Origin of the sequence: Aquicoccus porphyridii, from assembly GCF_008369105.1 — a bacterium.
Taxonomy (GTDB): Bacteria; Pseudomonadota; Alphaproteobacteria; order Rhodobacterales; family Rhodobacteraceae; genus Aquicoccus; species Aquicoccus porphyridii.
Genome location: NZ_VINQ01000002.1, coordinates 336,126 through 361,628, shown reverse-complemented (window position 1 = coordinate 361,628; position 25,503 = coordinate 336,126). Strand labels below are relative to the sequence as shown.

Genomic DNA, 25,503 nt, shown 5'->3' with positions numbered 1-25,503 from the left:
GGAGAAACCGGCGCAGACTAGGCGCTTTGTCGTGGCGGGGGAAGCGGGTGGAGCGGGTGACCCAAGGGCAGGTCGGGTTTTCCCTACCCTTGCGGCGCGGGCAGGGCGCGGACCGTTTCGGCAAAGCGACGCGCCGTGGCGGGGGCGTCGCCCAGTTGGCGTGCCGGATCGAAGACGGCCGACAGGTCGAGGTCGGGATGTGCAAGGGCCGCGAGAGCGGGCAGGGGCTGGCCGGTTTCGGCGACCTTGCGGCAGAGCGCCTTGACCTCGGCCTGGGCCTCGGGTCGGGGCAGTTTCGCGGTGAGTGCGAAACTAAGCGCTTCGGCATGGATGAGGCCCTGATCGGCGGCGAGGTTTGCCGTCATGGCGCCGGGGTTCGGGGCGAGGGTTTCGGCCAGCGTTCCCGCCTGTTCGAGGGCCGCCGCCGCGCCGAGACAAAGCTGGGGCAGGGCCAGCCATTCGGCGAACCATGCCGGGCCGTCGCGGTCGAGCCGGTGCAGGCCCGCCCCCTGAAGCGTGGCGTTGAGGGCGGTAGCCTGGATGGCCAGCGCCGAGAGCGCGCCGGGGCCGACCGGGTTCTGTTTCTGCGGCATCGTGGAGGAACCACCCGAGGTGCCGAGGCGAACCTCGCCGATGCCTGTCATGGAAAGCGTGCCGAGGTCTTCGCCCATCTTGCCCAGCGCCGCGTTGAGCCGCGTGATCCAGCCTGCGATCAGCGTGATCGGCGTGCGGTCGCTGTGCCACGAGCGGCCCGGATCGGTGAGGCCCAGCGCCCGGGCCAGTGCGGCGCGGGTTTCGCCCGCCGTGTCGCCCAGCGCCGCGCCGGTGCCAGCCGCCCCCGAGAGCGAGACCCAGAGATGGGCGCGCAGGGTTTCGAGTTCATGCAGCAGCCCCAGGAGCGGCGTGCCCCACGCGGCGGCGACTGCGCCAAAGCTTGTCGGGGTGGCGTGCTGGCCCCATGTGCGGGCGGGCATCGGGAACTCGGCATGCGCCTCGGCCAGCGTGGCCAGCGCAAGGAGCACCCGGCGCAGGGCGGTTTCGTAATGCGACAGCACCTGTTTCAGGCGCAGCATCAGCGCGGTGTCGATGACGTCCTGGCTGGTGGCGCCCCAATGGACGAACTGGGCATGCTCCGGCGCCTCGAGCGCCTTGCGAAAGGCGGCGACGAGGCCCGGCACGCTGACCCCGTTCTGCCCGGTGGCATCGGCCAGCCCGGCCGGATCGACCTGCACCTCCATCGCGGCGCGGTGGAGAAAGGCCCCCGAGGTCTCGGGGATCACGCCCAGCGCGCCCTGCACCTTGGCCAATGTACCCTCGACAATCAGCATGGCGCGTATGTCGGCGCTGTCGGTGAAGAGGCGGCCGACCTCGCCGGTGGGAAAGAGGCGCGCGTAGAGCGGGCTGTCGAAAACGGAACCGGCCATCAGCGCGCGATCTGCGACAGAAGGGTGGCAAGGCCGCCCGGATCGGCGAAGAAGGGGGAATGACCGGTGGGCATCTCGTGGACATCCGCAGCGGGCCAGTCCTCGGTCATTGTGACCTGGTATTCGGGCGGGATGGTGCGGTCATCCATGCAACGGATATAGCTGCGCGGCACCGAGGCGTAATTCGCGCCCAAGGGGCAGGGGGTTTCCTGTGGCGCGACGGCCTGGGCGCAGAGGCGGGTATTGGCATAGCATTCGGTGCCTTCGGGGCAGTCGTGATAGAACACGTCGCGGGTCATGGACGGGTCGATGCGGAAGCTCTTGCCATCCTCGGCACGGATCACGGCGGGCATGAGCGGCTGGTAGGGGGCTTCGCGGCGCATCTCGGCCAGTGTCATGTCGCCCTTCGGCACATAGGCGCAGAGATAGATCAGGCGGTCGATCTTCTCGGGGGCCTGCTCGGCGGCGCGCGAGACCGGGTAGCCGCCCATCGAATGCCCGACAAGGGTGACCGGGGTGTCGATGGCCGACAGGATCGCGTCGGCATAGGATTGCAGGGTGATGTCGGCAATGGATGTGAGATCGCTGCCATGGCCCGGCAGGTCGATGGCCCGTGCGCGGTGGCCAAGCGCGGTCAGTTCCGGGATCAGGTCGCGCCAGCACCACGCCCCGTGGCAAGACCCGTGAATGAGCAGGAAATTGGCCATGTCTGGTCTCCGCTGTCTTGGTCCGGTTCGGAATGCGCGCGTCGCGGCGATATATGACGTGGGGTCATGCAAAACGCAATGCCGGGGGTGCGAATCTCAGCGCGCTGGATGGCCGATCTCGTGCAGGAAATCCGAGAGGATGCGGGCATAGTCTGCGGGCTGCTCGACACAGGGCAAGTGACCTGCGCGGCGGATCAACTCGAAGCGCGATCCGGGGATAAGGTTCACGGTCTCGCGGACCAGGTCGGGCGGCGTGGAGCCATCTTCGCTCCCGGCGATGCCGAGGCAGGGCAGGCGCAGCCCGGAGGTGGGGGTGTAGAAATCGGTGCCCGCGATGGCGGCGCAGCAGCCGGTATACCCCTCGAGCGGCTGGCGGGTGAGCATGTGGCGCCAGCCCGTGAATTCGGGCGTATCGCGGAACGGGCGCGAGAACCAGCGTTCGAGAATGCCATCGGCGAGGGCTTCGATGCCGCCCGCGCGCACGGCGGCGATGCGGTCCTCCCACATTGCGGGCTGGCCGATTTTCGCGGCGGTGTTCGACAACACCACGGCGCGGACGAGATCGAGCCGCTTGACGGCAAGTCCTTGCGCGATCATGCCGCCGATCGAAAGCCCGACAAAGACGCAATCGCGGATGTCGAGATGGTCGAGCAGCCGTTCGGCGTCGCGCACCAGCGCCCCCATCGCATAGGGTGCGGGCGGGGCAGAGGACAGCCCATGGCCGCGCTTGTCATAGCGAATGAGTTTCAGCCCGGCGGGCAGGAGCGGCACGACCTTGTCCCAGAGCCGCAGATCGGTACCCAGCGAATTGGCAAAGACCACCGGCGCGCCGTCGGGGTCGCCGTCAATGCGGTAGTGGAGCGCGACGTCTTCGAATTCGACCATCTGCATGGGGTGCCGTCCCTCGGGCTGTTTCGGGCGAGGAATGGCGTTTGCGGTGCGGTTTGTCAAATTGCGTGCGTGCCCGATCTGGTGCGCGGGGCCTTCGGGCTTGAACTCGGGCTTTCGAGCGGTCAGGTTCCGGCCTGTTGGAATTGTAATTTATTTGGAGACCCGAAATGGAATTTTCCTTTGCCAGATCGTTCGAGATCATGCGGCGGACAGCCCCTTTCATCATCTTGCGCATCCTGGTCTATTTCGGGATCGCGGTGGCCTATGTTCTGGCCACCGGCACCGGGGCCGGGATCGGCTGGGGCGTGGGGGCCTTTGGCGACGTGGATTTTCGCGCCACGAGCACCTTCTGGGGTGGGGCCATCGGGTTCGGCGCGACGGCGGCGGTGCTGTATTTCCTGCGCGAATACATTCTTTACATGGTCAAGGCCGGGCATATCGCGGTGATGGTCGAGATGATCGACGGGCGCCCCCTGCCCGAGGGCAAGGGCCAGATCGCCCATGCGCAGGACATCGTGAAGGACCGCTTTGCGCAGGCCAACATCTTGTTCGCGCTCGATCAGATCATCAAGGGTGTGATCGGCGCGATTACCGGACTTGTGCGGGGGCTGGCCTCGATCCTGCCGATCCCGGGCGTTGACGGGTTGATGAGGGTGGTGCGGGCCTTCCTGCGGGTGGCCGTGGGGTTGATCGACGAGGTGATCCTGGCCCATCTCATCCGCCAGAACCCGGATAACCCGTGGTCAGGCGCGCGCGATGCGCTGGTACTTTACGGGCAGAATGCGCGCCCGATGCTGGCCAATGCGGCGTGGATCACGCTGGTGAGCTATGCGCTGGCTTTCGTGGTGTTCCTCGTCATGCTGGCCCCGGCGGCGGCCGTTGTCTATCTCATCCCCGGCGGATGGTCGGCGGGCGGGTTCGTCTTTGCCATCCTGTTCGCCTGGGCGGTCAAGGCGGCGTTGATCGAGCCCTTTGCGCTGGCCTGCCTGTTGCAGGCGTTCTTCAAGGTGACGGACGGGCAGACCCCCGATCCCGAATGGACCGCGCGGTTGGAGGGGGCCTCGAACAAGTTCAAGGAGCTGGGCACGCGGGCCGCCAACTGGGCCGGGGGTGGCAAGGGGGTGGAAAGCTGAGCCTCCCCCGGAGCCTTCAGGCGTCGAACTGTGCCAGCGCGCGGGCGAAGACCTCGGGATCGACGTTGCCGCCGGTGGCCACGGCGATGACGTCGTCGCCTTCGATCTCGTCGGGGTGAAACAGCGCGGCGGCCAGCGCTACCGCGCCGCCGGGTTCGACCACGATCTTGAGCCGCAGAAAGGCCAGCGCCATGGCGTGCAGAACCTCGTCTTCGCTGACCGCGAGGCCGGGGCCACAGAGGCGATGCATGATCGGGAAGGTCAACTCGCCCGGGCTGGGGGTGAGAATGGCGTCGCAGATCGAGCCGGCCATGGTGGCGTTGGTTTCGCGTTGGCCGCTGACGAGCGAGCGGGCGGCGTCGTCGAAGCCCTGTGGCTCGCAGGGGCGGGCGCGCAGGCCCGGTGCCTCGGCCTCAAGGGCGAGGGCGATGCCGGAGGTGAGCCCGCCGCCACCGCAACAGACCAGCACATCGGCGCGCTCGACGTCCGCCTCGGCGGCCTGTGCGGCGATCTCGAGCCCGCATGTGCCCTGACCGGCGATCACCTGAGGTTCGTCGAAGGGTTTGATCAGGGTCAGCCCGCGTTCTTGCGCAAGCCGCGCGCCGAGTGCGTCGCGATCCTCGCCTGCGCGGTCATAAAGCACCACCTCGGCACCGAGTGCGCGGGTGTTGTCGATCTTGAGCCGTGGCGCGTCGGCGGGCATGATGATGACCGAGGGCACGCCATGGAGGGTGGCGGCATGGGCCACGCCCTGTGCATGATTTCCGCTGGAAAAGGCGATCACGCCGCGCGCCCGGATCTCGGGGTCGAGCGCGGACACCGCCGACCAGCCGCCGCGAAACTTGAAACTGCCGGTATGTTGGAGGCATTCGGGTTTGATGAACAGCCGACGCCCCGCGATTTGATCGAGAAAGGGCGAGGAGAGCAGGGGTGTGCGGCGCGCATGGCCGGAAAGCCGGGTGGCAGCGGCGCGGATCATTTCGATATTCACAGGCGTTTCATCCATTGGCGAAGGGCGGCGAGGCTTTCGGCCTCGTCAAGATAGGGGATATGCCCGCGATCGGGCACTTCGGCGACGATCATGTCCGGGCGGCGGCGGCGCATTTCGGCAAGCGTTTGCGGGGCGAGGATGTCGGAATTGGCCCCGCGGATCACCGCGAGCGGCAGTCCGGCCAGCGCATCAAAGAGCGGCCAGAGGTCGGGGGAGGGCTGCGCGGCGGCAGAGAGAACGGCGTCGCGCAGCCTTGGATCATAGGTGATGCGCAGACCCTCGGGAGCCTCGTCGAAAAGCCGGGCGATCTCGGCGCGGAAGCGCGATTCGGGCACATTGGCAAAGCCGCGGATGATGTCGGGCCAGACCATGAGCAGGTCGCTATGGGTCTTGTGGGCCGGATTGCGGCCGATATAGGTGAGGATCGCGTCGAGGCCGCGCGGGTCGACCTCGGGGCCGACATCGTTGAGCGCGACGCCAAGCAGCCGGTCATGCGCCGTCGCCGCCAGCACCATGGCAACGATCCCGCCGCGCGAGGTGCCGAGGAGTGCCACGCGATCGAGCCCGAGATGGTCGATGAGTTCGAGGGCGTCGCGCGCCTCGATCGCGGGCGTGTAGGTCGAGGGATCGGCGCGGGCAGACCGTCCGCGCCCGCGCGCGTCGAGCCGGATCAGGCGGATATCGCTGAGATGGGGCGCGACGAAATCGAAATCCCGCCCGTCGCGGGTGAGCCCGGCGAGGCAGAGGACGGGCAGGCCCTGGCCTTCGTCGGTGAAGTGCAGCGCGAGGCCGTCAGAGGTTGTGAAACTTGCCATATTCGGGCTCTGCCAGTTGAGGGATGCGGGTCAGGTCGGGCAGTTCGTGCATGGGCCGGCCCGGCAGGCGGTCCACCGGGTCGCCCGCGCGATTGACCCATGCGGTGGTGAAGCCATAGGCGGCGGCGCAGCAGGCATCCCAGCCGTTCGACGACACGAAGAGCACCTCGTGCCGGTCGCAACCAAAGCGCGCGCAGACGAGATCGTAAACCGCGGCGGCGGGTTTGAAGATGCCGACGGAATCGACCGAAAGCACATCGTCGAGCCGGTCGCCGATGCCGGCCGACCGCACGGCCGCATCGAGCATGTCGGCAGAGCCGTTGGACAGGATCGCGGTGGAAAGCCCCATCGTTTTGAGCCGCGTCAGCATGTCGGGCACTTCGGGATAGGCGGTCAACTCGCGGTAAAGCTGGAGCAGGCGGTCGCGCAGGTCGGCGTCACCGGCCAGCCCGGTGGCTTCGAGCGCCCAGTCGAGCCCGTCGCAGGTGACGGTCCAGAAATCGGTATGATCGCCGGTGACCGCGCGCAGCCAGGTATACTGAAGCTGCTTGCTGCGCCAATGCGCGGCCAGTGCGGGCCAGTTGTCGGCCAATGCCGCGCGCCCGGGTTCGGCCGCGGCTTCGCGCGCGGCGGCGGCGACGTCGAAAAGTGTGCCATAGGCGTCGAACACGGCTGTGGTGATGGTCATGGTCCCCTCCTCGCCGACCGGCGCGGCCAAGGTGGCACGGACGCGCGCGCGGGTGAAGCGAAAACGTGCGCGAAAGCGTTTCTGCAAATGCGTGAATCGTCGATGCCATGGCCGCGCTTCGCGTGCTCGTGACATTGGCGATGCAGACCGGGTTCAGGCAGTCCCCGAACCACCGGAATATCGCGCATCGGGCTGTTTGCAATCACTTGGCACGACCGTTAGGGTCGAGGGTTCATTACCTATGAGAACTGTTCGCAACGGACGGAAAGGAGCCAAAATGAGCCAGGTCAAGAAGGGCGATACCGTCCATATACACTACACCGGCACGCTGCAGGATGGCAGCGTTTTTGATTCGAGCGAAGGGCGCGACCCGCTGTCATTCACCGTGGGATCGGGCCAGATCATCCCCGGACTCGACGCGGCCATGGAAGGCATGAGCGTGGGCGACACGCGCCGGGTCGAAGTGCCCAGCGACCAGGCCTATGGCCCGGTCCAGGAGGAAGCCAGGCAGGCGGTGCCGCGGGCCGACATTCCCGAGGAGATCCCGATGGAGGTGGGCACGCAGGTCAATGCCCAGAACCAGGAGGGGCAGGTCATGACCCTGACCATTCACGAGATCACCGACGAGCAGGTGGTTCTCGACGCGAACCATCCGTTGGCGGGCAAGGACCTGATCTTTGACGTGGAGCTTGTCTCGATCGGGTGATTCCGGTTCAAGGCGCTCTGTGCTAGGCTGACGGGTGAAACCGTGAGAGGGGCACCCGATGTCGGCCATGGAAGATATCCTGAAGCGCATCCGTGCGCTTCAGGACGAACTTGAAGACGAGATTTCGCGGCGCGGCGAGGCGTTCCGCTATCGGCTCGAAAACGGTCGGGTCGAATTCGAGGCCGGGGCCAAGCGGCGGCACCGGGCGCTGCGGGTGCGGTGGCTGACCTTTCTGCGCAACACCCGGCCGATGGTGGTGCTCACCGCGCCGGTGATCTACTCCCTGATCATACCTTTCGTGCTGCTGGATCTGTTCGTGACGATCTACCAGGCGGTGTGTTTCCCGGTTTACGGGATTCCCAAGGTGCCACGGCGCGACCATATCCGCATCGACCGGCACCATCTGGCCTATCTCAACTGGCTGCAAAAGCTCAACTGCGTCTATTGCGGCTATTGCAACGGGGTGATCGCGTGGGTGCGCGAGATTGCCGGGCGGACCGAGGCCTATTGGTGCCCGATCAAGCATGCCGCGCGGGTTGGCGGGGCGCATCCGCATTATGTCGGGTTCCTGGATTACGGCGATGCGGAGAATTTCGAGACCGGGCTGGCGCGATCCCGCAAGGCGGTGCAAGGGGTCGACGAGGGCGATGAGAAACGGTGACGCCTGCGGCGTCGCCGGATAAGCCCGGCCCCGCCTGCGGCAGGTCCGGGCGGTTGGTCCGTTTGGACGGCGGGTGCCTTTCGGTCACGGCGGCGCGGATGTCGAGTGCGGGCCGGTGAGTATTTTTCCCAAGAAAGAGGGCAGTCAGGTGCAATCGAGCAGGATCGCGCCGTGTCGCCCCGCCTGTTCGACAGCGATATGGGCCGATGCGGCCTGATCCAGCGGATAGGTGGTGTGGATGCGCGAGAGGAGTGCGCCCCCGGTCAATGCGTCGTGAAGTTGTTTGATACGTTGGGCACGCTCGGCGTCGGGCAGGATGTAGACGAGGGTGATGTCGATCTTGATCGCCTTGAACAGCAGCGGCCCGAACGGCAGTTGCGGGGTCATGTCGGCCGCAGAGCCATAGGCGGCGATGGTCGAGAGCGGTGCCATGACCTGTGCCAGCGTGTCGATATTGGGGCCGAATTCGCATTCGATGGCGCGGTCGACGGGATGGCCGTCATTCGCGGCGAGGATCTGTTCGCCCAGGTCCGGTGCGCGATAGTCAAGCACCGTATCGGCGCCCGCCTCCTGCGCATGATCGGACGAGGTGCCGGGCGAGGCGGTGGCGATGACCCGCGCCCCGGCCCAGCGGGCCAGTTGGATCGCGAGGTGGCCCACCGATCCGGCGCCGCCCGAGACGAGCAGTGTTTTCCCCGCGATATCGCCACCGCCGAGCACGGTCTGTGCAGCGGTGAGGCCCGGGATGCCCAGTGTCGCACCCGTGTCGAACCCGATGCCGTCGGGCAGGGGCACGGCCTGTGCTGCGGGGATCGCGATGTGGGTGGCGGCGGTGCCATGCGGGCGCTGCCATTGACCGTTCCAGATCCAGACCCGCTCTCCCTTGCGGGCGGGATCGACACCCGGGCCGGTGGCTTCGATCACGCCGGCGCCGTCGGAATGGGGGATGACGAGGGGAAAGGGCGGTTTGGTGACACCGGGCCGGGAGCCTGCGCGCGACTTCACATCCGAAGGGTTGACGCCCGAACGGTGGAGCCGCACCAGGACTTCGCCCGCAGCGGGATCGGGCGTGGGTATGTCGCACAGGGCGAGGACGGTGTCAGCGGGGCCGAACGCGGTGTAGGTGATGGCGCGCATTTGTCTTTTCTCCTTGCCGTGTTGCGCGGCAAGAGATCGTCAATTCACCCGATTTGCAAGCCGGTTCAGGTGCGGCGCAGGCGGATCACCACGTCGACGCTGGCGATTTCGGCGCCTTCCGGGGCGGATGGCAGATTGGTGATCTGCATCCGTTCACGCGCGGCATCGGTCAATTCGCCCGTATCCTCCCAGAAGAAATGCGGGTGTTCCGTGGTGTTGGTGTCGAAATAGCTCTTGGTGCCGTCGACCGTGATCTCGCTCATCAGCCCGGCATCGCAGAAGGTGCGCAGGGTGTTATAGACCGTGGCCAGCGAGACCTTTTCGCCAGAGTGGCGCACCGCGTCAAACAGACTTTCGGCCGTGACATGCCGATCTTTGCCATCGCCGATCAGCAGCGAGGCGAGGGCAACCCGTTGACGCGTGGGACGCACCCCGCCCCCGGCGAGCCATGCGCTGCCGCGTTTTTCGGCATGGGTCGTGATCTGTTTCATCTTCTCACCGTTTTCTCACCGTCGCGTTTTTCGAGGTGCCCCAAGTATAAAGGTATTATGTCACTTTTTTCAAACGGAAAGCGTTGATTTTTCCGGCGGGTCGCAAACCAGCACGGCCTTGCGGGACGGCGGGTCCGGGTGATAGAGGATATCCGGATCAGTCATGGTGCGTGCGCGCACCATGAAGCACGAAAAAAGGACCCCGCCCGGATGGCCCCAAACAAAAGCAGTTTTTCCCGCGACGACCTGTTGAAATGCGCCCGAGGCGAGCTTTTCGGGCCCGGGAACGCGCAACTGCCCGAGCCGCCGATGCTCATGATGGACCGGATCACGGATATTTCCGAGGACCGGGGCGCGCATGGCAAGGGCCATGTGGTGGCGGAATTCGACATCACGCCCGACCTTTGGTTCTTTGAGTGCCATTTCCCGGGCAACCCGATCATGCCGGGGTGTCTTGGCCTTGACGGGCTTTGGCAATTGACCGGGTTCAACCTTGGCTGGCGCGGCTGGCAGGGGCGGGGTTATGCGCTGGGCGTGGGCGAGGTCAAGCTTACCGGGATGGTACGGCCGGACCGCAAGATGTTGACCTATCACGTCGATTTCACCAAGGCGGTGCAGACTCGCCGCCTGACCATGGGTGTGGCGGATGGCTGGGTGGAAGCGGATGGCGACATCATTTACCAGGTCAAGGATATGAAGGTCGCTCTTTCGGAGAGCTGAACCAGAGGAGGGTGCCATAATGCGCCGCGTTGTCGTCACCGGGCTCGGAGTGGTTTCGAGCATCGGAAACACTGCAGAAGAGGTTCTGGCCAGCCTGAAATCGGGAAAATCCGGCATCACCGCCAACGAAGCGATGAAGGAGCACGGGTTTCGCAGCCAGATCGCGGGGAATGTGAAGCTCGACGTGGCCGACCATGTCGACAAGCGCACGCTGCGCTTCATGGGGCCGGGGGCGGCCTATGCCCATATCGCGATGGGACAGGCGATTGCCGATGCGGGGCTTGAGGAAAGCGATATCGTCAACCCGCGCACCGGGCTTGTGGCCGGGTCGGGCGGGCCGTCGACCAGCGCCATGCTGGCGGCGCATCAGACGGTGCTCGAAAAGGGCAGCCCCAAGCGGATCGGGCCTTTCGCGGTGCCCAAATGCATGTCGTCCACGATCTCGGCGAACCTCTCGACCGCCTACCAGATCAAGGGAACCAACTATTCGATCACCTCGGCCTGTTCCACGTCGCTGCATTGCATCGGCAACGCGGCCGAACAGATCATGCTTGGAAAACAGGACGTTATGTTCGCCGGCGGGGGTGAGGAGCTGGACTGGACATTGTCGTGCCTGTTTGATGCGATGGGGGCGATGTCGTCGAAATACAACGACACCCCCGAACGGGCGAGCCGGGCCTTTGACGCCGAACGCGACGGGTTCGTGATCGGCGGCGGCGGCGGCATCCTGGTTCTGGAGGATCTGGAACATGCCCGGGCGCGGGGCGCGAAGATCTATGCCGAGGTTACCGGCTATGCCGCGACGAGCGACGGGCACGACATGGTCGCGCCCAGCGGCGAAGGTGGCGAGCGGGCCATGCGATTGGCGCTTGAGACCCTGCCGGAGGGCAGAAAAGTGAGCTATATCAATGCGCACGGCACCTCGACCCCGGTGGGTGACGTGGGTGAGGTGGAAGCGGTGCGGCGGGTCTTTGGCGAAGGGACAACGCCGCCGATCAGTTCTACGAAGTCGATGACCGGCCATAGCCAGGGGGCGACCGGCGCGCAGGAGGCAATTTACTGCCTGCTGATGCTGGAGCATGATTTCATTGCCCCCTCGATCAATGTCGAAACGCTTGACCCGGCGATCAACGCGGGCGAGATCGCCACGCAAACCATTGAAAACGCGGGGCTTGATTCGGTGATGACCAACTCTTTCGGGTTCGGCGGAACCAACGGGTCGATGATCCTTTCGAAATTCAGGGAATGACAGGCATGGATGGGCGGATGGACGGGAAACGCGGCTTGATCATGGGGGTCGCCAATGATCGCTCGATCGCGTGGGGCATTGCCAAGGCGATGGCCGAGGCGGGGGCGGAGCTGGCCTTTACCTACCAGGGCGACGCCTTTGGCAAGCGGGTGGAGCCGCTGGCCCGGTCGCTTGGGTCGGATGTCATGGTCGATGTGGACGTGACCGACGATGCCTCGCTCGATGCGGCATTTGCGGCGCTTGGCGAACGCTGGGACCGGCTGGATTTCCTCGTCCATGCGATTGCCTATTCCGACAAGTCCGAGTTGAACGGGCGGTTTCTCAATACAAGTCGGGCCAATTTCCTGAATTCAATGGATATTTCATGTTATTCGCTGATCGAGGTGACGCGCCGGGCGGAGCCGATGATGCGTGATGGCGGCACGGTTCTAACGCTGACCTACCAGGGGTCGAACCGGGTTTTGCCGAATTATAACGTGATGGGTGTGGCCAAGGCGGCGCTGGAGGCGACCGTGCGTTACCTGGCCAATGATCTGGGCCCGCAAGGCATCCGCGTCAACGCGATCAGCCCGGGCCCGATGAAGACGCTGGCCGGGGCGGCGATTGGCGGCGCGCGCAAGACCTTTCGCCATACCGAGGAAAACGCGCCGTTACGCTCGAACGCGACGCTTGAGGCAGTGGGCGGCACGGCGGTTTACCTTGCCTCGGACGCGGGCGCCTTTACCACCGGTGAAATCGTGCGGGTCGATGGCGGGTATCACGTGCTTGGCATGCCGCAGGGCGAAAACATCTGATCATCGCCAGTGTAGCGCCGATTTGCGAAGGATCGGTTAATCCGCCGCGCCGCGCCTGCGGAAGGTGAGATAATGCGGCACGCGGCCCTCGCGCAGGGCCTTTTGCTCGTAACGGGTGGACATCCAGTCATCCCATGGGTCGCGCCAGTCGGCGGGGCGCTCGGCCAGCCAGTCGAAGCCAAAGCGCGGCACCTCTTCGAGGGTCTGGCGGACGTAATCGGGGATGTCGGTCGCGACCCGGAAGATCGCACCGGGCTTGAGAATTTTCGCAAGTGGTTCAAGGTGTTCCGGGGTGACGAAGCGGCGGCGGTGGTGCCTTTTCTTGGGCCATGGGTCGGGGTAGAGCAGGAAGGCGCGGGAGATCGAACCGGCGGGCAACACGTCGAACAGATCGCGCGCGTCGCCGGGGTGAATGCGGATGTTGTCGCAGCCCGCGTCGCGGATCTTGCCCAGAAGCATGGCGACGCCGTTGATATAGGGTTCGGCGCCGATGAAGCCGACACCGGGGTTCTGCGCGGCTTGGTGAACCATGTGTTCGCCACCGCCGAACCCGATTTCGAGCCAGACCTCGCGACCCCCGAAAAGCGTATCGAGATCAAGGGGTTCACGGTCGGGGTTCAGGTCCCATCCGACCGCGCCGGGCGAGAGTTTTCCAAGATCTTCATCAAGGTAGACCTGCTGCGACGGGCGCAGGGCCTTGCCCTTGATCCGGCCATAGAAATTGCGCCATGGTGCGCCGGAATGATGGTTCGACGTGGTCATGCGCTGCCTCGTAGCCATGAGCGCGGCGCGGCGCAAGCGCGCGGTGGGGTTAACAAGGGATTTTCGGCGAAAAATCGGGGGGTGATTTCCGGCTGCGGCCCGGCTGTTATGCGTACACCGCCGCGTTGCAGCGAAAACGGCGGGAATTTCGGTTAACGCGGCGCGCGCTGATCGGGCGTTTGGTGCGCCTGTGCACATCGAGTAGGGAGAATTAGGTAATGGTGCAGAGCGGCGATTTGCCCCATATCCCGCGCATCCCCCGGATGACCGGGGCCTGAACATATGGAAGAGGATAAATGACATGACCAACGCACTCACGACAGCACAGACCCTTGCCGCGCCGCTGGGGCGCGCGCTCTTGTCTCTCATATTCATCAGCGCGGGCGCGCAGAAAATCACCGGCTACGAAGGCACGCAGGGCTACATGGAAATGATGGGCGTGCCGGGCAGCCTTTTGCCGCTGGTCATCCTGACCGAGCTTGGTGGGGGGCTTGCGCTCTTGCTGGGCTGGCAGGCGCGGATCGTGGCCTTCTTGCTTGCCGGGTTCACGCTTCTGTCGGGCCTGCTGTTCCACTTCCTGCCGGGCCTTGGCATGGAAGGGATGGAAGCGCAGACGCAGATGATCAGCTTTTGGAAAAACGTGAGCATCGCCGGCGGGATGCTGATGGTGGTGAGCTTTGGCGCGGGCGCGTTCTCGCTCGACCGGGTCCGCAGCGGGGCCGCCGCGTAACCGGATTGCCGCCCTCGGGCGGCGATGAGTATTTGGACCAAGAAAGAGCAAGGGGGTGCGTTTGAACGCACGGAACCCTTGTCTCTTTCTTGGTCATAAATACTCGATTGCGCGACGTCTCGGGTGGCGCGACGCTGGCCCCGGTATCAGGGGCTCTGTCAGAGGCTGGACGAGGGGCGGGCGCGCATCCGGGTGAGCCAGTCCTGCGTGGCGGCGTTGGTTTCCGGCGGGCGCAGTTTCACCACGCGGGCGAAATCGGTGAACACGAAGGCGCTGATGTCGGCGAGGGTGAAGCTGTCGCCGGCGAGCCACGGGCTTTGCTGGAGCCGGGTTTCGAGCAGGTCGAAATAGGCATGGGTGCGGCGCAGCCCGCGTTCGGCCAGTTCGGGGATCTGCGGCAAGTCGAGCGGGCCGGGCAGGGCGCGGCCCTTCATCGCCGGGTGGCCATTGCGGAAGGCTTCGGCCACGGCCATGCCGCCCTGACCTTCGACGATGGCGTTCCACATCGCGACGGTGCCCTTTTCCTCGGGCGTGGTGCCCATCAGGGGCGGTTCGGGAAAGCGGGCTTCGAGATAGGTGGCGATGGCGATATTCTCGGCCAGCGTGGTGCCGTCGTCGGTGACGAGCACCGGCACGGTGGCGCGCGGGTTGATGGCGCGAAATTCGGGTGAGAGCTGTTCGCCCTTGGCGATCGAGATCTCGCGGGTTTCGACCGTGAGCCCTTTTTCGGCGATGAAGATGCGCGCGCGGCGCGGGTTGGGGGCGGTGGAGCAGTCGTAGAACAGCATGTCATGGCCTTTCGCGGGTCGGTCACACCGAGACTGCACCGGGCCGGGGGCAATGAAAAGCCCCGCCCGGTGGGGGCGGGGCCGTGTCGGGCTTTGACGTGGGGTCAGACTTCCTTGCTGATCTTCTCGGCCAAGTCGGTCTTTTCCCAGCTAAAGCCGCCCTCGGTGTCGGGTTCGCGTCCGAAATGGCCATAGGCGGCGGTGCGTTCATAAATCGCGCGGTCAAGGCCCAGATGGACGCGGATGCCGCGCGGGGTGAGGTCCATCGCCTTGGCCACGGCGTTTTCGATCGCGGCTTCCTCGACCTTGCCGGTGCCGTGGGTGTCGACATAGATCGACAGCGGCTTGGCCACGCCGATGGCATAGCTCAGTTGCAGTGTGCAGCGCGAGGCGAGCCCGGCCGCGACGATGTTCTTGGCGAGATAGCGCGCGGCATAGGCGGCCGAGCGGTCGACCTTGGTCGGGTCCTTGCCGGAGAACGCGCCGCCGCCATGCGGGGCCGAGCCGCCATAGGTGTCGACGATGATCTTGCGCCCGGTCAGCCCTGCATCCCCGTCGGGGCCGCCGATCACGAAAGTGCCGGTCGGGTTGACCCACCATTCGGTGCGCTCGGTCAGCCATTCGGCGGGCAGCACTTCGCGGATATAGGGCTCGACGATGGCGCGGATGTCGTCGGAGGTCTGGTCTTCGCTTTCATGCTGGGTCGAGAGCACGAGCTGTGTGACCTCGACGGGTTTGCCGTCTTCGTAGCGCAGCGAAAGCTGGGTCTTGGCATCGGGGCGCAGGCTGGGTTCGGCGCCGGATTTGCGGACCTCGGCGAGGCGGCGCAGGATCTTGTGGGAATACTGGATCGGGGCAGGCATGAGTTCGGGGGTCTCATCCACCGCGTAACCGAACATGATGCCCTGGTCGCCGGCGCCGTCTCGGTCGACCACGCCCTGGCTGATATGGGCGGATTGTTCGTGCAGGAAGTTCAGCACGTGGCAGGTGTTCCAGTGGAACTTCTCCTGCTCGTAGCCGATGTCCTTGATGCAGTCGCGCGCGATCTGACCGATCCGGCCCATGTAGTTCTTGAGCCGTTCCTGATCGGATAGCCCGACCTCACCGCCGATCACCACCATTCCCGAGGTGGCAAAGGTCTCGCAGGCGACGCGGGCGCCGCTTTCCTCGGTCAGGAAGGCATCGAGGATCGCGTCGGAAATGCGGTCGCAGACCTTGTCGGGGTGGCCCTCGGAAACGGATTCCGAGGTAAATACATAGTTCTGCCTGGCCATGAAAAGCGCTCCATTGATTGTTTGTCCGCCACGCCAGGAAGCCGTTGTGACGGGAATTCGTATCTGGTTAAGCAGGTCCTGCCCCGGGGTCAATGGCTATTCGGAGGGTGGGCGGCTTGCCTGGCCGCGGCGAAACGCCAAAAGGGCGAGCGTGAGAACCAGAAGAAGCGCCAGCGGTGCGTCGCCCGTGCGGGCATAAAGCGTGGGCGGGAGGGCCGGCGGCAGGGCAGCATCGGTGAACCCGGCCTCGCCGAGCGCGATCTGCGCCGAGATGTGGCCGCGCGGGCCGATCATGGCCGAAACGCCGGTATTGGCGGCCCGCGCCATGGGCAGCCCCTGTTCGATGGCGCGCATCCGGGCCTGCTGAAGGTGCTGGAATGGCCCGGAAAAGCGCCCGAACCACGCGTCGTTGGTGATCTGCATGAGCAGCCGGGGCCGGGCCGGGGCGGCGGCCACGTCATGGGGAAAGACGGCCTCGTAGCAGATGAGCGGCAGGGCGCGACCGATGCCGGGCAGTTCGACCAGCCGGGGCCCGGGGCCGGGGGAATAGCCAAAGCCCTGGTCGTTGGCAAAGCCGGTCAGCCCCGCGCGCGCGGCGAGATTGCCCAGTGGCATGTATTCGCCGAAGGGCACGAGATGGTGCTTGTCATAGAGCGCGTGGGGGCTGCCGTCCGGGCCGAGCACGATGAGCGAATTGAGCAATCGCGCGCCGTCGAGGCGGCGCAGGCCGAGCACCACGGGTCGGCCCCCGGCCATGTCGGAGATCATCTCCAGCGCCTCGCCCGCGTTGTCGAGAAACCACGGGATCGCGGTTTCGGGCCAGATGGTGAGATCGGGCGGGGTGGCCCGGGCGGGGGCGGCGGTAAAGCCCAGCTGGCGGTCGAAGAAGACGCGGAGATGGGCGGGGTCCCATTTCTGGTGCTGCGGGGCGTTGGGTTGCACGAGGCGGATCACCGGGGCGTCCGCGTCCGGCGGGACGGGGCGACCGAGGCCCCAGCCCGCAGCGATGAACAGGCCGACCAGCGCCAGCCCGGCGAGGGCCGCGCGGCGGTGCTGGGCCGAGAGCAGCAGCCAGAGCGCAACGCCCGTGGCCAGCGCCGCGGCGGTGAGGCCGTAGGGGCCGATGACGGCGGCATGGATCGCGGCGGGGCTGGACGCCCAGAGATAGCCCGCGAGCGCCCATGGAAAGCCGGTGAAGAGATAGGCGCGCGCCATTTCGGCCAGGGTCAGGGTGGCGACCCATGCCAGCGCGCCGCCGATCAGCCGGCCGCCCATGCGGCGTGCCAGCGCAAAGGCCAGCCCCCAGAAGAGTGCCAGCCCCCCGGCGAGGAACACCAGCGCGAAGGGTGCCATCCAGCCATGGCGGGCGATATCGACGAGAAACGGCTCGACGATCCAGTGCAGTGCCACGGCGAAATAACCGGCCCCGCCGGCCCAGCCGGTCCAGAAGGCGCGCGCCGGGGTCAGGGCCGCGCGGTAGAGCCCGAAGAGCCCGGCCAGCCCGATGAGGGCCAGCGGCCAGAGGTTGAACGGCGCATGACCGAGCGCGGCCAGCCCGCCAAGGACCGCCGCCACGCCCATGAGCCGCCCCGGGAAGAGGCGGCGGGCGCGGGTCTCGAGCCGGGTGGCGTGGTCCGCCCTGACCCTAACCATCGCTGGCGGCGGAATGATCGGGCAGGCGCACGCGCAGGCGCTTGATCCGGCGGGGATCGGCGTCGGTCACCTCGAACTCGGTGCCGTTGGGGTGCTGGACCACCTCGCCGCGCACCGGCACCCGGCCCGAGAGCATGAAGACCAGCCCGCCCAGCGTGTCGATCTCTTCCTCGTCGATATCCTCGGCATCGGTGAGCGAGAGGCCGATCTCGGTCTCGAACTCGTCCAGCGGGGTCTTGGCCTGGGCCGAATAGCAGCCGGGCGATTCGCGCGTGAAGTAATTGTCTTCTTCGAGGTCGTGTTCGTCCTCGATCTCGCCGACCACCTGTTCGATCAGGTCCTCGATGGTGGCCAGCCCGTCGACCCCGCCATATTCGTCGATCACCAGTGCCATGTGGCGGCGTTCGGTCTGCATCTTGGTCAGCAGGACGCCGATCGGCATGGAGGGCGGAACGAACAGGAGCGGGCGCAGCATCTTCTTGAGGTCGATCTGTTCGCTGGCGGCGCCGTTGAAGCCGTATTGGAGCGCGAAATCCTTGAGGTGGACCATGCCGAGCGGGGTGTCGAGCGTCTCTTCGTAGACCGGCAGGCGGGTCATGCCGCTGTCGCGGAAGACCTCGACCAGGTCGTCGCGGGTGATGGTGGTGGCCACGGCGACGATCTCGGCCTTGGGAATCATCACGTCCTCGACCGTCATGCGGCGCAGGTTGAGCAGGCCGGGCATCGCCGCCACGGCCTGTGCCGGTGTCGTGGCCGGATCGGCGGCATCGCCCGTGTCCGAGGGGCTGAGTGCGCTCATGATCCGTCTGAAGAACCCGTTCTCGGCCGGGTCCGGTTGTGGTGGTTCGGTCGTCTCGCCCGGCGCGCTGTGCGCCGCGTTAGAAGACCCGTCGTCTGTGTCGCCCATTTTTACCTTGTCCAGAGGGGATTACCCCGATGTGTCCCTATATGGGTCAGGAATACCGAGTTTGCCAAGTATGTCGACCTCAAGTCGCTCCATGAGGGTGGCATCGCGGTCACGCATGTGATCATAGCCCAGGCAATGCAGGATCGCGTGAACAACGAGGTGCGTCACATGGTCGTCGGGGGATTTGTGCTGTTCGGCGGCTTCGCGCATGCAGGTTTCATAGGCGATGGCGATGTCACCGAGGAACCCCGCGTCGGGGTCATGCGGGTCGGGTTCGGGCAAGGCCGGGGGGTCGCCGTCCTCAGAAGCGGCAAGATCGGTCGCGGGCCAGCTCAGCACGTTGGTGGGCCGGGGCTTGTCGCGGAAATCGGCGTTGAGCGTGGCGATGCGGGTATCGTCACAGGCCATGAGGCAAAGCTCATGGGCGTCGGGGTCGAGACCGAGACGGGTGAGCGTGGCGCGGGCCGCGCGGGGGGCGAGTCGGTCGAGCGCGGTGGCGCTCCAGCGGTCGTCTTCGATGATGAGGTCGATGCACATGGGGTGTGGTTTAGCCCGTGTCGCGCTGGATTGGAAACTCCCGCCCCGGGTTTGAGTCGGGGCGGGGCGGCTGAACTTCGTTCCGGCGCGGCATGCCATAGCCGGTTGAGCGGTTTGCGAAAAAGGGCGCGTGGTTCACTCAGGGTTTGTGCGGTCGTGCCGGGTCGGCGGCGTCATAGGCTTCGATGATGCGGGCCACGAGCGGGTGGCGCACCACGTCCTTCGAGGTGAAGTAATTGAAGCTGATCCCGTCGACGCCCTTGAGCAGCGATTCGGCATCCGACAGCCCCGAGGGCACGCCGCGCGGCAGGTCGACCTGTGAGCGGTCGCCGGTGATGACCATGCGCGAGCCTTCGCCAAGGCGGGTGAGAAACATCTTCATCTGCATGGTGGTGGCATTCTGCGCCTCGTCGAGCACCACGAAGGCGTTCGAGAGCGTGCGCCCGCGCATGAACGCGAGCGGCGCGATCTCGATGCGCTTTTCCTCGATCAGCTTGGCCAGTTGCTTGCCGGGCAGGAAATCGTTCAGCGCGTCATAGAGCGGCTGCATGTAGGGGTCGACCTTGTCCTTCATGTCGCCGGGCAGGTAGCCCAGTTTCTCGCCCGCCTCGACGGCGGGGCGCGACAGGATGATGCGGTCGACATGGCCCTCGACGAACATGTTCACGCCGACGGCGACGGCGAGATAGGTCTTGCCGGTGCCAGCGGGGCCGATGCCGAAGGCCAGTTCGTTGGCAAACAGGCTCTGGACATAGATTTTCTGGGCGTCGGTGCGCGGTTCGACGGTTTTCTTGCGGGTCTTGATCTCGATCCGGCCGCCGCGAAACATCTCGAGCTGGTCGCCGTCGTAAGAGCCGCCGGGGCTGTCCATCCGCAGTTCGCGGTCGACATCGCCCGAATCGACCCTACGGCCCGATTCGAGCCGTTCGTAAAGCGTGCCCAGAACCGACAGCGCCTCGGTCGAGGAGGCGGCGTCGCCGATCACCACGATCTGGTTGCCGCGGCGCAGGATCTGCACCCCGAGTTTCTGTTCGATCTCGGCAAGATTACGGTCATATTCGCCGCAAAGCTCGATCAGGAGACGGTTGTCGGGAAATTCGGCGAGGCTCTCGCGCAGTGCGTCGGGGTCGTCACCATCGGGTGATTGGGGCGGGGGCAGCACGTTTATGGCCAATCAGTTCTCCTTGATATGCGGTACGGGGGACGGGGGCCGCGACATGATGGTGCCAAGCCGCGCGGCGCGGCGCAAGGCCGGGCGCGCAGATGTCACGCGATTGATACCAAAACGGCCGCGCAGGTTGCCCCGCACGGCCGAAATTCGCGCAATTTCCATGTTTCAGTTCGGATCGGGGATTCTCGACCCGCCCTTGAAGTGGCCGGCGGTATGGGTCGGCGGGGCAACGCCCGAGCAGACCGGCTTGCCGTGTTTGTCGAGCCGCCGGACCATGTAGCCTTCGAGCCCGTCATCGGCGATCCAGGTGTCGCAGCCCCGGGGATCGACCCAGATGCCCCATTGCAGTTGCGACAGGTGCTTGCTGTCGATACCGCGGTCGATGGTCTTGTCGGCGGGATAGCCGCCCAGGGTTTCGTCACATCCGGCCACCGCGAGAAGCGAGGCGCAGAGCGCCAGTTTCAATGTGAGTTTCATGTGTGGCCCCTTGTTCATTCGAAGCACAGGATTTCGACGCGGCGATTCTTGGCCATGCCTGCGACGGTGTTGTTCGGAGCGACCGGGCTGCGTTCGCCCATGCCGCGCACATCGACGAGGCGGGCGCCCACGCTCTGGGCGACTTTCGCGACGGAATTGGCGCGGTTGAGCGAGAGGCGCATGTTGTAGTCGTCCGAGGCCCGGCTGTCGGTATGGCCGATGACGGTGAAGGCAAAGGCACTCGAGTTCTGGAAGAATTCGCGCAGCCGTTGCTGGCCACCACGGTTGATGTGGTAGCTGTCGGTTGCGAAATACTGGTCCGAGTTGAGCACGCCGCAGACGTTCACTTCGCGGCAGACCGGTTTGCCCTGCCGGGTCACGTGGTTCACGGCATAGCCTTCGGCACCGTCATCCATAACCCAGGCCTCGCAGCCGTCGGGCGTGATTGAAATTGTCGGAATGTATTGGCCCTTGTCGCGCCCCTGTTGCGAGGGCGTGTCGCGTCTGAACCGTTCGGACCCCATTTCGGCCCCCTGCGCCGCCACGTCGCTGGCTATCAGGATCACGCCGAAGGCCGCGGCCGCAATACCGCCAACCATCCCGCGCGCCGTTTTCGAGAAAACTTTCGCCACAGCATCTGTCCCTTGATTTATGTTTCCCCCAACCGAACCCGAGGAATTGGCAGCACCTTCAAGGTCCGGACGAAAATGTGCTTTCACTCTAACAGCTTCTGTGCCGTTGTGAAGGAATTTCACCGGCCGCCGTCACCCGATCTTGTGGTGTGCGCGGGCGATTCATCCAGTTCTGCACCGGCCGATTGATCTTTGGTCGGGGGTGCGCTGTCTTTGTGATGTGCGCGATCAAGCCTTTGGGCGGCGGCCGCCTGGCCGCTGGTCGCGAACGCGCGGGGTCAGGCGAGGATGCCGGCCAGGGAGTTTGGCCCCGACGAGACGATTCTCACCGCGCAGAGGTCGCCGGGGCGGGCCGCGCAGTCATCGACATGGACCGCGTGCAGGTGGTCGGATTTGCCGACCATCTGGCCGGGCAGGCGGCCGGGTTTCTCGAACAGCACGCCCACGGTCTGACCGACCATCGCGTCCTGCCGGGCGCGTTGCTGGCGGGTGATGAGCGCCTGAAGCTCTTGCAGCCTTGCATCGGCCACGTCGGGCGCGACCTGTGGGCGTTCGGCCGCCGGGGTTCCGGGGCGGGGCGAATACTTGAAGCTGAACGCCTGCCCGTAGCCGACCCGTTCGATGAGGTCGAGCGTATCGGCGAAATCCTCGTCGCTTTCCTCGGGAAAGCCGACGATGAAATCGCCGGAGATCAGGATATCGGGCCGGGCCGCGCGCAGCCTGTCGATCAGCGCGAGGTAACTGTCGCGGGTATGGGCGCGGTTCATCCGCTTGAGGATGCGATCCGAACCCGACTGCACCGGCAGGTGCAGGTAGGGCATGAGTTTTTCGCAGGTGCCATGAGCCGCGATCAGGTCGTCGCTCATATCGTTGGGGTGCGAGGTGGTAAAGCGGATGCGTTCCAGCCCGTCGATGTCGTTCAGCGCCCAGATCAGGCCCGCAAGGCTGGTCTCTCCGTCCGGTCCCGCGCCGTGATAGGCGTTGACGTTCTGGCCGAGCAGCGTGATCTCGCGCACGCCGCGTTCGACGAGGTCGCGCGCCTCGCCCAGGATGCGGTTGACCGGGCGCGACACTTCGGCGCCGCGGGTATAGGGCACGACGCAGAAGGCGCAGAACTTGTCGCAGCCTTCCTGCACGGTGAGAAAGGCGGTGGGGCCGCGCGCGGCCTTGGGGCGGGCTTTCAGGTGCTCGAACTTGTCTTCCGCGGGAAAATCGGTGTCGAGCGCCTTGTGCCCCGAGCGTGCGCGCGCCTCCATCTCGGGCAGGCGGTGATAGGCCTGCGGGCCGACCACCAGATCGACCAGCGGCTGGCGGCGCATGATCTCGTCGCCCTCGGCCTGCGCGACGCAGCCCGCCACGCCGATCTTGAGGTCGGGATTGGCCGCCTTGAGCCCCTTGTAGCGGCCCAGTTCGGAATAGACCTTTTCGGCGGCCTTTTCGCGGATGTGGCAGGTGTTGAGCAGGATCATGTCCGCGTCTTCGGGGGTGCGGGTTTCGACATAGCCCGATCCGCCCAGGGCCTCGGCCATGCGCTCGCTGTCATAGACGTTCATCTGGCACCCGTAGGTCTTGATGAAGAGCTTCTTGGGGTCGGCCATGGATTCCTCGCGCGCGGGTGTCGGGGCGGATGTCAGGGCGGTTGATTACATCAGGTGCGGGGTGGCTTGCAATGCACCTTCATTTAACCGATTTTGCGCAGGATGAACGAAATGACGGAACAGCGATACTATGCCGGTCTCGGCGATTTCCTGAATCGCGGGAAAGCCGCCCTTGCCAAGGGGCCGGTGGCGCTTGTCTTTGCCGAGGACGAGGTCGAGCTTGACACCACGCTGCGCCATCATCAGCAACTGGGGTTCAACTCGGTTGTGGCTTTCATGCCCGACAGCTTTGCACTGCCCGACGATCTCGTGCGCAGCGTGCATCGGGTCGGCTATGACATGGTGCCGGAGGGCGCGCTGGAAAACGCGGTCAACGCGGTGATCGGGGCGGCCGAGGGGCAATGGCTCTACTACTGTTTCAACGCGGAATACCTGTTCTATCCGTTCTGCGAGACCCGCACCATCGGCGAGATGCTGGCCTTTCACACCGAGGAACGGCGCGACGCGATGCTGACCTTCGTGGTCGACCTTTACGCGGGCGATCTGGCGGCGCATCCCGACGCGGTCTCGCTTGAGACCGCGTGCCTCGACAAGACCGGCTATTACGCGCTGGCCCGGCCCGATCCGGCGAATCACAATCACCCCCGGGAACGCCAGCTCGATTTCTTCGGCGGGCTGCGCTGGCGGTTCGAGGAACACATCCCCGCGCCGCGCCGCAAGATCGACCGGATTGCCATCTTCCGGGCCCGGCCGGGGCTTGCCCTGCGCGACGATCACACCTTCACGGACGAGGAATACAACACCTATGCATGTCCATGGCACAACAACCTGACCGCCACGATCGCCTCGTTTCGCACCGCCAAGGCGCTCAAGCGCAACCCCGGCTCGACCTTCGATATCGACACGTTCGGCTGGCACAATTCGACACGGTTCGAATGGCACTCACGCCAGTTGCTCGACCTCGGGCTGATGGAACCGGGGCAGTGGTTCTGAGCCTGGACCGACCGGTCGGGTGCCGGTCGGATCGCAACGCGCCGCATGGCGGCTTCATCTGACCGGAAATACCTCGGGGGCGGTGCAAAACGCAGCGCGTTTTGCGCCTTGGGGGCAGAGCCCCCCGCGACGGGATCGGCGATGGACGGCGCCGGATGGCTGGGCTATCAGGCGGACATCTTGGCAAAGGATGGTTCTCGATGGCGTCTCACGGCTCTCCGATCCCGATGATTTCCACGCCCTGCGGTGCGCTTGCGGGCGTGGCCGAGGTGCCCGGCGACAAGTCGATCTCGCATCGCGCGCTGATCCTCGGGGCGATGTGCGTGGGCGAAACGGTGGTGTCCGGCCTGCTCGAGGGCGAGGACGTGCTGGCCACGGCGCAGGCGATGCGCGATTTCGGGGCCGAGGTGACGCGCGACGATGACGGCACGTGGCATGTGCAGGGCGTGGGCGTGGGCGGCTTTGCCGAACCGGCGGCGGTCATTGATTGCGGCAATGCGGGAACCGGTGTGCGGCTGATCATGGGGGCGATGGCGACGCAGCCGATCACCGCCTGTTTCACCGGCGATGCCAGCCTTGTGAGCCGCCCGATGGGGCGCGTGACCGACCCGCTGGCGCTGTTTGGCGCGCGGGCGATGGGGCGTTCGGGCGGGCGGTTGCCGATGGTGATCGAGGGCGCGCGCGACCCGGTGCCGGTGAGTTACGAGGTGCCGGTGCCGTCGGCACAGGTGAAATCCGCCGTGCTGCTTGCCGGGTTGAACGCGCCGGGGCAGACCGTGGTGATCGAGTGCGAGGCGACACGCGATCATACCGAGCGGATGCTCGAAGGGTTCGGGGCCGAGATCACGGTCGCGGAGGAGGATGGCAAGCGGGTGATCACCCTGATCGGGCAGCCCGAGCTCTGCCCACAGGTGATCGCGGTGCCGCGCGATCCCTCTTCGGCGGCCTTCCCGGTCTGTGCGGCGCTGATCGTGCCGGGGTCGGATGTGTTCGTGCCGGGGATCGGGCTCAACCCCACCCGCGCGGGGTTGTTCGAGACGCTGCGCGAGATGGGGGCCGATCTGACATACGAGAACCCGCGCGAGGAAGGCGGCGAGCCGGTGGCCGACCTGCGCGCGCGGTATTCGCCCGACATGCGCGGCATCAAGGTGCCGCCCGAGCGCGCGGCGAGCATGATCGACGAATACCCGATCCTGTCGGTGGTGGCGGCCAATGCGACCGGCCAGACGGTGATGCGTGGCGTGAAGGAGTTGCGCGTCAAGGAAAGCGACCGGATCGAGGCGATGGCGCGGGGCCTGCGCGCCAATGGTGTCGAGGTCGAGACGGGTGAGGATTGGTGGATCGTGACCGGCTGCGGCGCGGGCGGCGTGGCCGGTGGCGCGGAGGTCGAGACCTTTCTCGACCACCGGATCGCGATGTCGTTCCTGTGTCTCGGGATGGCGGCGCAGGCACCGGTGCGGCTCGATGACGGGGCGCCGGTGGCGACGTCCTTTCCGATCTTCGAGCCATTGATGGCGGGGCTTGGGGCAGATATCCAGAAGGATGTATGAACCATACAGGCGAGCGGATCGAAT

27 protein-coding genes and 1 riboswitch are annotated in these 25,503 nt (G+C 65.8%); of the genes, 9 read left to right on the top strand and 18 right to left on the bottom strand.

Annotated features, from left to right (window positions below; genetic code table 11):
- Window positions 1-83: 83 nt before the first annotated feature.
- From FLO80_RS04805 to pcaD, 3 genes are all read right to left on the bottom strand, one after another.
- Complete coding sequence (locus tag FLO80_RS04805; RefSeq protein WP_111363398.1) at window positions 84-1,424, bottom strand: lyase family protein; 1,341 nt, start codon at window positions 1,422-1,424, stop codon at window positions 84-86.
- Window positions 1,424-2,131, bottom strand: coding sequence for an alpha/beta fold hydrolase (locus FLO80_RS04800; RefSeq protein WP_111363400.1), 708 nt, complete (start codon window positions 2,129-2,131; stop codon window positions 1,424-1,426). The genes FLO80_RS04805 and FLO80_RS04800 overlap by 1 nt, the downstream gene beginning before the upstream one ends.
- Window positions 2,132-2,227: 96 nt before the next feature.
- Window positions 2,228-3,022, bottom strand: coding sequence for a 3-oxoadipate enol-lactonase (gene pcaD / locus FLO80_RS04795; RefSeq protein ID WP_111363402.1), 795 nt, complete (start codon window positions 3,020-3,022; stop codon window positions 2,228-2,230).
- 167 nt (window positions 3,023-3,189) lie between these two features.
- On the opposite strand from pcaD, the gene FLO80_RS04790 reads away from it, so the two are divergent.
- Window positions 3,190-4,155 carry a hypothetical protein gene (locus FLO80_RS04790; protein ID WP_111363404.1) on the top strand — a complete coding sequence of 322 codons (966 nt, stop codon included), beginning with the start codon at window positions 3,190-3,192 and terminating at the stop codon, window positions 4,153-4,155.
- 16 nt (window positions 4,156-4,171) lie between these two features.
- Here FLO80_RS04790 and FLO80_RS04785 read toward each other — a convergent pair whose 3' ends face one another.
- From FLO80_RS04785 to FLO80_RS04775, 3 genes are read right to left on the bottom strand one after another with little or no spacing between them, the layout of a single operon-like run.
- The gene (locus FLO80_RS04785) at window positions 4,172-5,161 is read right to left on the bottom strand and encodes a threonine ammonia-lyase (protein ID WP_111363406.1); all 990 of its coding nucleotides are present in this window, start codon (window positions 5,159-5,161) and stop codon (window positions 4,172-4,174) included.
- Window positions 5,143-5,961 carry an alpha/beta fold hydrolase gene (locus FLO80_RS04780; protein ID WP_111363408.1) on the bottom strand — a complete coding sequence of 273 codons (819 nt, stop codon included), beginning with the start codon at window positions 5,959-5,961 and terminating at the stop codon, window positions 5,143-5,145. The genes FLO80_RS04785 and FLO80_RS04780 overlap by 19 nt, the downstream gene beginning before the upstream one ends.
- Window positions 5,939-6,649 carry a haloacid dehalogenase type II gene (locus FLO80_RS04775; RefSeq protein ID WP_111364045.1) on the bottom strand — a complete coding sequence of 237 codons (711 nt, stop codon included), beginning with the start codon at window positions 6,647-6,649 and terminating at the stop codon, window positions 5,939-5,941. The genes FLO80_RS04780 and FLO80_RS04775 overlap by 23 nt, the downstream gene beginning before the upstream one ends.
- Before the next feature lie 277 nt (window positions 6,650-6,926).
- On the opposite strand from FLO80_RS04775, the gene FLO80_RS04770 reads away from it, so the two are divergent.
- Together FLO80_RS04770 and FLO80_RS04765 are read left to right on the top strand one after the other, a co-directional pair.
- Window positions 6,927-7,355 (top strand): FKBP-type peptidyl-prolyl cis-trans isomerase, encoded by a 429-nt coding sequence (locus tag FLO80_RS04770; protein WP_111363410.1) that lies wholly within the window; start codon window positions 6,927-6,929, stop codon window positions 7,353-7,355.
- Window positions 7,356-7,413: 58 nt separating this feature from the next.
- Entirely contained in the window at window positions 7,414-8,016 is a 603-nt protein-coding gene (locus FLO80_RS04765) for a hypothetical protein (protein WP_111363412.1), read from the top strand.
- Window positions 8,017-8,160: 144 nt separating this feature from the next.
- On the opposite strand, the gene FLO80_RS04760 is transcribed toward FLO80_RS04765, so the two are convergent.
- Both FLO80_RS04760 and irrA read right to left on the bottom strand, forming a co-directional pair.
- Window positions 8,161-9,153 (bottom strand): NADPH:quinone reductase, encoded by a 993-nt coding sequence (locus tag FLO80_RS04760; RefSeq protein WP_111363414.1) that lies wholly within the window; start codon window positions 9,151-9,153, stop codon window positions 8,161-8,163.
- 65 nt (window positions 9,154-9,218) lie between these two features.
- Window positions 9,219-9,644, bottom strand: a complete 426-nt coding sequence (gene irrA / locus FLO80_RS04755) for an iron response transcriptional regulator IrrA (RefSeq protein ID WP_111363416.1) — start codon at window positions 9,642-9,644, stop codon at window positions 9,219-9,221.
- A 210-nt stretch (window positions 9,645-9,854) separates the two neighbouring features.
- Here irrA and fabA point away from each other — a divergent pair, with 210 nt between their 5' ends.
- Genes fabA through FLO80_RS04740 form a run of 3 tightly spaced genes read left to right on the top strand, consistent with a single transcriptional unit; the run spans window position 9,855 to window position 12,407 of the window.
- On the top strand, window positions 9,855-10,364 hold the full coding sequence (gene fabA / locus FLO80_RS04750; RefSeq protein ID WP_111363418.1) for a bifunctional 3-hydroxydecanoyl-ACP dehydratase/trans-2-decenoyl-ACP isomerase: 510 nt from the start codon (window positions 9,855-9,857) through the stop codon (window positions 10,362-10,364).
- A 19-nt stretch (window positions 10,365-10,383) separates the two neighbouring features.
- Window positions 10,384-11,613: a beta-ketoacyl-ACP synthase I gene (fabB, locus tag FLO80_RS04745; RefSeq protein ID WP_111363420.1), complete on the top strand. Its 1,230-nt coding sequence runs from the start codon at window positions 10,384-10,386 to the stop codon at window positions 11,611-11,613.
- 5 nt (window positions 11,614-11,618) lie between these two features.
- Window positions 11,619-12,407 carry an enoyl-ACP reductase FabI gene (locus FLO80_RS04740; RefSeq protein ID WP_111363422.1) on the top strand — a complete coding sequence of 263 codons (789 nt, stop codon included), beginning with the start codon at window positions 11,619-11,621 and terminating at the stop codon, window positions 12,405-12,407.
- A 36-nt stretch (window positions 12,408-12,443) separates the two neighbouring features.
- On the opposite strand, the gene trmB is transcribed toward FLO80_RS04740, so the two are convergent.
- Window positions 12,444-13,169 carry a tRNA (guanine(46)-N(7))-methyltransferase TrmB gene (gene trmB / locus FLO80_RS04735; protein WP_188078213.1) on the bottom strand — a complete coding sequence of 242 codons (726 nt, stop codon included), beginning with the start codon at window positions 13,167-13,169 and terminating at the stop codon, window positions 12,444-12,446.
- Window positions 13,170-13,470: 301 nt separating this feature from the next.
- On the opposite strand from trmB, the gene FLO80_RS04730 reads away from it, so the two are divergent.
- Window positions 13,471-13,899: a DoxX family protein gene (locus FLO80_RS04730; RefSeq protein WP_111363424.1), complete on the top strand. Its 429-nt coding sequence runs from the start codon at window positions 13,471-13,473 to the stop codon at window positions 13,897-13,899.
- Window positions 13,900-14,057: 158 nt separating this feature from the next.
- Here FLO80_RS04730 and FLO80_RS04725 read toward each other — a convergent pair whose 3' ends face one another.
- The 9 genes from FLO80_RS04725 to miaB form a co-directional block, all read right to left on the bottom strand.
- Window positions 14,058-14,687 (bottom strand): glutathione S-transferase family protein, encoded by a 630-nt coding sequence (locus tag FLO80_RS04725; protein ID WP_111363426.1) that lies wholly within the window; start codon window positions 14,685-14,687, stop codon window positions 14,058-14,060.
- A 104-nt stretch (window positions 14,688-14,791) separates the two neighbouring features.
- Window positions 14,792-15,961 (bottom strand): methionine adenosyltransferase, encoded by a 1,170-nt coding sequence (metK, locus tag FLO80_RS04720; RefSeq protein WP_111363428.1) that lies wholly within the window; start codon window positions 15,959-15,961, stop codon window positions 14,792-14,794.
- 6 nt (window positions 15,962-15,967) lie between these two features.
- Window positions 15,968-16,017, bottom strand: a riboswitch (SAM-SAH riboswitch).
- A gap of 40 nt (window positions 16,018-16,057) precedes the next feature.
- The gene (gene lnt, locus FLO80_RS04715; protein ID WP_246156563.1) at window positions 16,058-17,614 is read right to left on the bottom strand and encodes an apolipoprotein N-acyltransferase; all 1,557 of its coding nucleotides are present in this window, start codon (window positions 17,612-17,614) and stop codon (window positions 16,058-16,060) included.
- Window positions 17,607-18,521 (bottom strand): hemolysin family protein, encoded by a 915-nt coding sequence (locus tag FLO80_RS04710; protein ID WP_111363432.1) that lies wholly within the window; start codon window positions 18,519-18,521, stop codon window positions 17,607-17,609. Before FLO80_RS04710 ends, lnt begins: the two co-directional genes overlap by 8 nt.
- 21 nt (window positions 18,522-18,542) lie before the next feature.
- Entirely contained in the window at window positions 18,543-19,058 is a 516-nt protein-coding gene (gene ybeY / locus FLO80_RS04705; protein WP_111363434.1) for an rRNA maturation RNase YbeY, read from the bottom strand.
- 139 nt (window positions 19,059-19,197) lie between these two features.
- Window positions 19,198-20,232, bottom strand: coding sequence for a PhoH family protein (locus FLO80_RS04700; protein WP_439328703.1), 1,035 nt, complete (start codon window positions 20,230-20,232; stop codon window positions 19,198-19,200).
- A gap of 162 nt (window positions 20,233-20,394) precedes the next feature.
- The gene (locus tag FLO80_RS04695; protein ID WP_111364052.1) at window positions 20,395-20,706 is read right to left on the bottom strand and encodes a hypothetical protein; all 312 of its coding nucleotides are present in this window, start codon (window positions 20,704-20,706) and stop codon (window positions 20,395-20,397) included.
- 14 nt (window positions 20,707-20,720) lie between these two features.
- A complete protein-coding gene (locus FLO80_RS04690; RefSeq protein WP_246156562.1) occupies window positions 20,721-21,338 on the bottom strand; it encodes an OmpA family protein in 618 nt (205 codons plus the stop codon).
- Window positions 21,339-21,616: 278 nt separating this feature from the next.
- Complete coding sequence (gene miaB, locus FLO80_RS04685) at window positions 21,617-22,936, bottom strand: tRNA (N6-isopentenyl adenosine(37)-C2)-methylthiotransferase MiaB (RefSeq protein WP_111363436.1); 1,320 nt, start codon at window positions 22,934-22,936, stop codon at window positions 21,617-21,619.
- Window positions 22,937-23,047: 111 nt separating this feature from the next.
- On the opposite strand from miaB, the gene FLO80_RS04680 reads away from it, so the two are divergent.
- Both FLO80_RS04680 and aroA read left to right on the top strand, forming a co-directional pair.
- Entirely contained in the window at window positions 23,048-23,929 is an 882-nt protein-coding gene (locus FLO80_RS04680; protein ID WP_111364057.1) for a hypothetical protein, read from the top strand.
- Window positions 23,930-24,129: 200 nt separating this feature from the next.
- A complete protein-coding gene (gene aroA / locus FLO80_RS04675) occupies window positions 24,130-25,479 on the top strand; it encodes a 3-phosphoshikimate 1-carboxyvinyltransferase (RefSeq protein WP_111363438.1) in 1,350 nt (449 codons plus the stop codon).
- Window positions 25,480-25,503: the final 24 nt, after the last annotated feature.

What these genes read in the sequence shown, in the direction of transcription:
- FLO80_RS04760 (WP_111363414.1), bottom strand. Translation starts at nt 9,153, where the DNA reads ATGCGCGCCATCACCTACACCGCGTTCGGCCCCGCTGACACCGTCCTC.
- lnt (WP_246156563.1), bottom strand. Translation starts at nt 17,614, where the DNA reads ATGGTTAGGGTCAGGGCGGACCACGCCACCCGGCTCGAGACCCGCGCC.
- FLO80_RS04770 (WP_111363410.1), top strand. Translation starts at nt 6,927, where the DNA reads ATGAGCCAGGTCAAGAAGGGCGATACCGTCCATATACACTACACCGGC.
- FLO80_RS04775 (WP_111364045.1), bottom strand. Translation starts at nt 6,649, where the DNA reads ATGACCATCACCACAGCCGTGTTCGACGCCTATGGCACACTTTTCGAC.
- irrA (WP_111363416.1), bottom strand. Translation starts at nt 9,644, where the DNA reads ATGAAACAGATCACGACCCATGCCGAAAAACGCGGCAGCGCATGGCTC.
- FLO80_RS04765 (WP_111363412.1), top strand. Translation starts at nt 7,414, where the DNA reads ATGTCGGCCATGGAAGATATCCTGAAGCGCATCCGTGCGCTTCAGGAC.
- fabB (WP_111363420.1), top strand. Translation starts at nt 10,384, where the DNA reads ATGCGCCGCGTTGTCGTCACCGGGCTCGGAGTGGTTTCGAGCATCGGA.
- FLO80_RS04680 (WP_111364057.1), top strand. Translation starts at nt 23,048, where the DNA reads ATGACGGAACAGCGATACTATGCCGGTCTCGGCGATTTCCTGAATCGC.
- metK (WP_111363428.1), bottom strand. Translation starts at nt 15,961, where the DNA reads ATGGCCAGGCAGAACTATGTATTTACCTCGGAATCCGTTTCCGAGGGC.
- FLO80_RS04800 (WP_111363400.1), bottom strand. Translation starts at nt 2,131, where the DNA reads ATGGCCAATTTCCTGCTCATTCACGGGTCTTGCCACGGGGCGTGGTGC.
- ybeY (WP_111363434.1), bottom strand. Translation starts at nt 19,058, where the DNA reads ATGTGCATCGACCTCATCATCGAAGACGACCGCTGGAGCGCCACCGCG.
- aroA (WP_111363438.1), top strand. Translation starts at nt 24,130, where the DNA reads ATGGCGTCTCACGGCTCTCCGATCCCGATGATTTCCACGCCCTGCGGT.
- FLO80_RS04805 (WP_111363398.1), bottom strand. Translation starts at nt 1,424, where the DNA reads ATGGCCGGTTCCGTTTTCGACAGCCCGCTCTACGCGCGCCTCTTTCCC.
- miaB (WP_111363436.1), bottom strand. Translation starts at nt 22,936, where the DNA reads ATGGCCGACCCCAAGAAGCTCTTCATCAAGACCTACGGGTGCCAGATG.
- fabA (WP_111363418.1), top strand. Translation starts at nt 9,855, where the DNA reads ATGGCCCCAAACAAAAGCAGTTTTTCCCGCGACGACCTGTTGAAATGC.
- FLO80_RS04710 (WP_111363432.1), bottom strand. Translation starts at nt 18,521, where the DNA reads ATGGGCGACACAGACGACGGGTCTTCTAACGCGGCGCACAGCGCGCCG.
- FLO80_RS04730 (WP_111363424.1), top strand. Translation starts at nt 13,471, where the DNA reads ATGACCAACGCACTCACGACAGCACAGACCCTTGCCGCGCCGCTGGGG.
- pcaD (WP_111363402.1), bottom strand. Translation starts at nt 3,022, where the DNA reads ATGCAGATGGTCGAATTCGAAGACGTCGCGCTCCACTACCGCATTGAC.
- FLO80_RS04725 (WP_111363426.1), bottom strand. Translation starts at nt 14,687, where the DNA reads ATGCTGTTCTACGACTGCTCCACCGCCCCCAACCCGCGCCGCGCGCGC.
- FLO80_RS04780 (WP_111363408.1), bottom strand. Translation starts at nt 5,961, where the DNA reads ATGGCAAGTTTCACAACCTCTGACGGCCTCGCGCTGCACTTCACCGAC.
- FLO80_RS04785 (WP_111363406.1), bottom strand. Translation starts at nt 5,161, where the DNA reads ATGGATGAAACGCCTGTGAATATCGAAATGATCCGCGCCGCTGCCACC.
- FLO80_RS04740 (WP_111363422.1), top strand. Translation starts at nt 11,619, where the DNA reads ATGGATGGGCGGATGGACGGGAAACGCGGCTTGATCATGGGGGTCGCC.
- trmB (WP_188078213.1), bottom strand. Translation starts at nt 13,169, where the DNA reads ATGACCACGTCGAACCATCATTCCGGCGCACCATGGCGCAATTTCTAT.
- FLO80_RS04695 (WP_111364052.1), bottom strand. Translation starts at nt 20,706, where the DNA reads ATGAAACTCACATTGAAACTGGCGCTCTGCGCCTCGCTTCTCGCGGTG.
- FLO80_RS04790 (WP_111363404.1), top strand. Translation starts at nt 3,190, where the DNA reads ATGGAATTTTCCTTTGCCAGATCGTTCGAGATCATGCGGCGGACAGCC.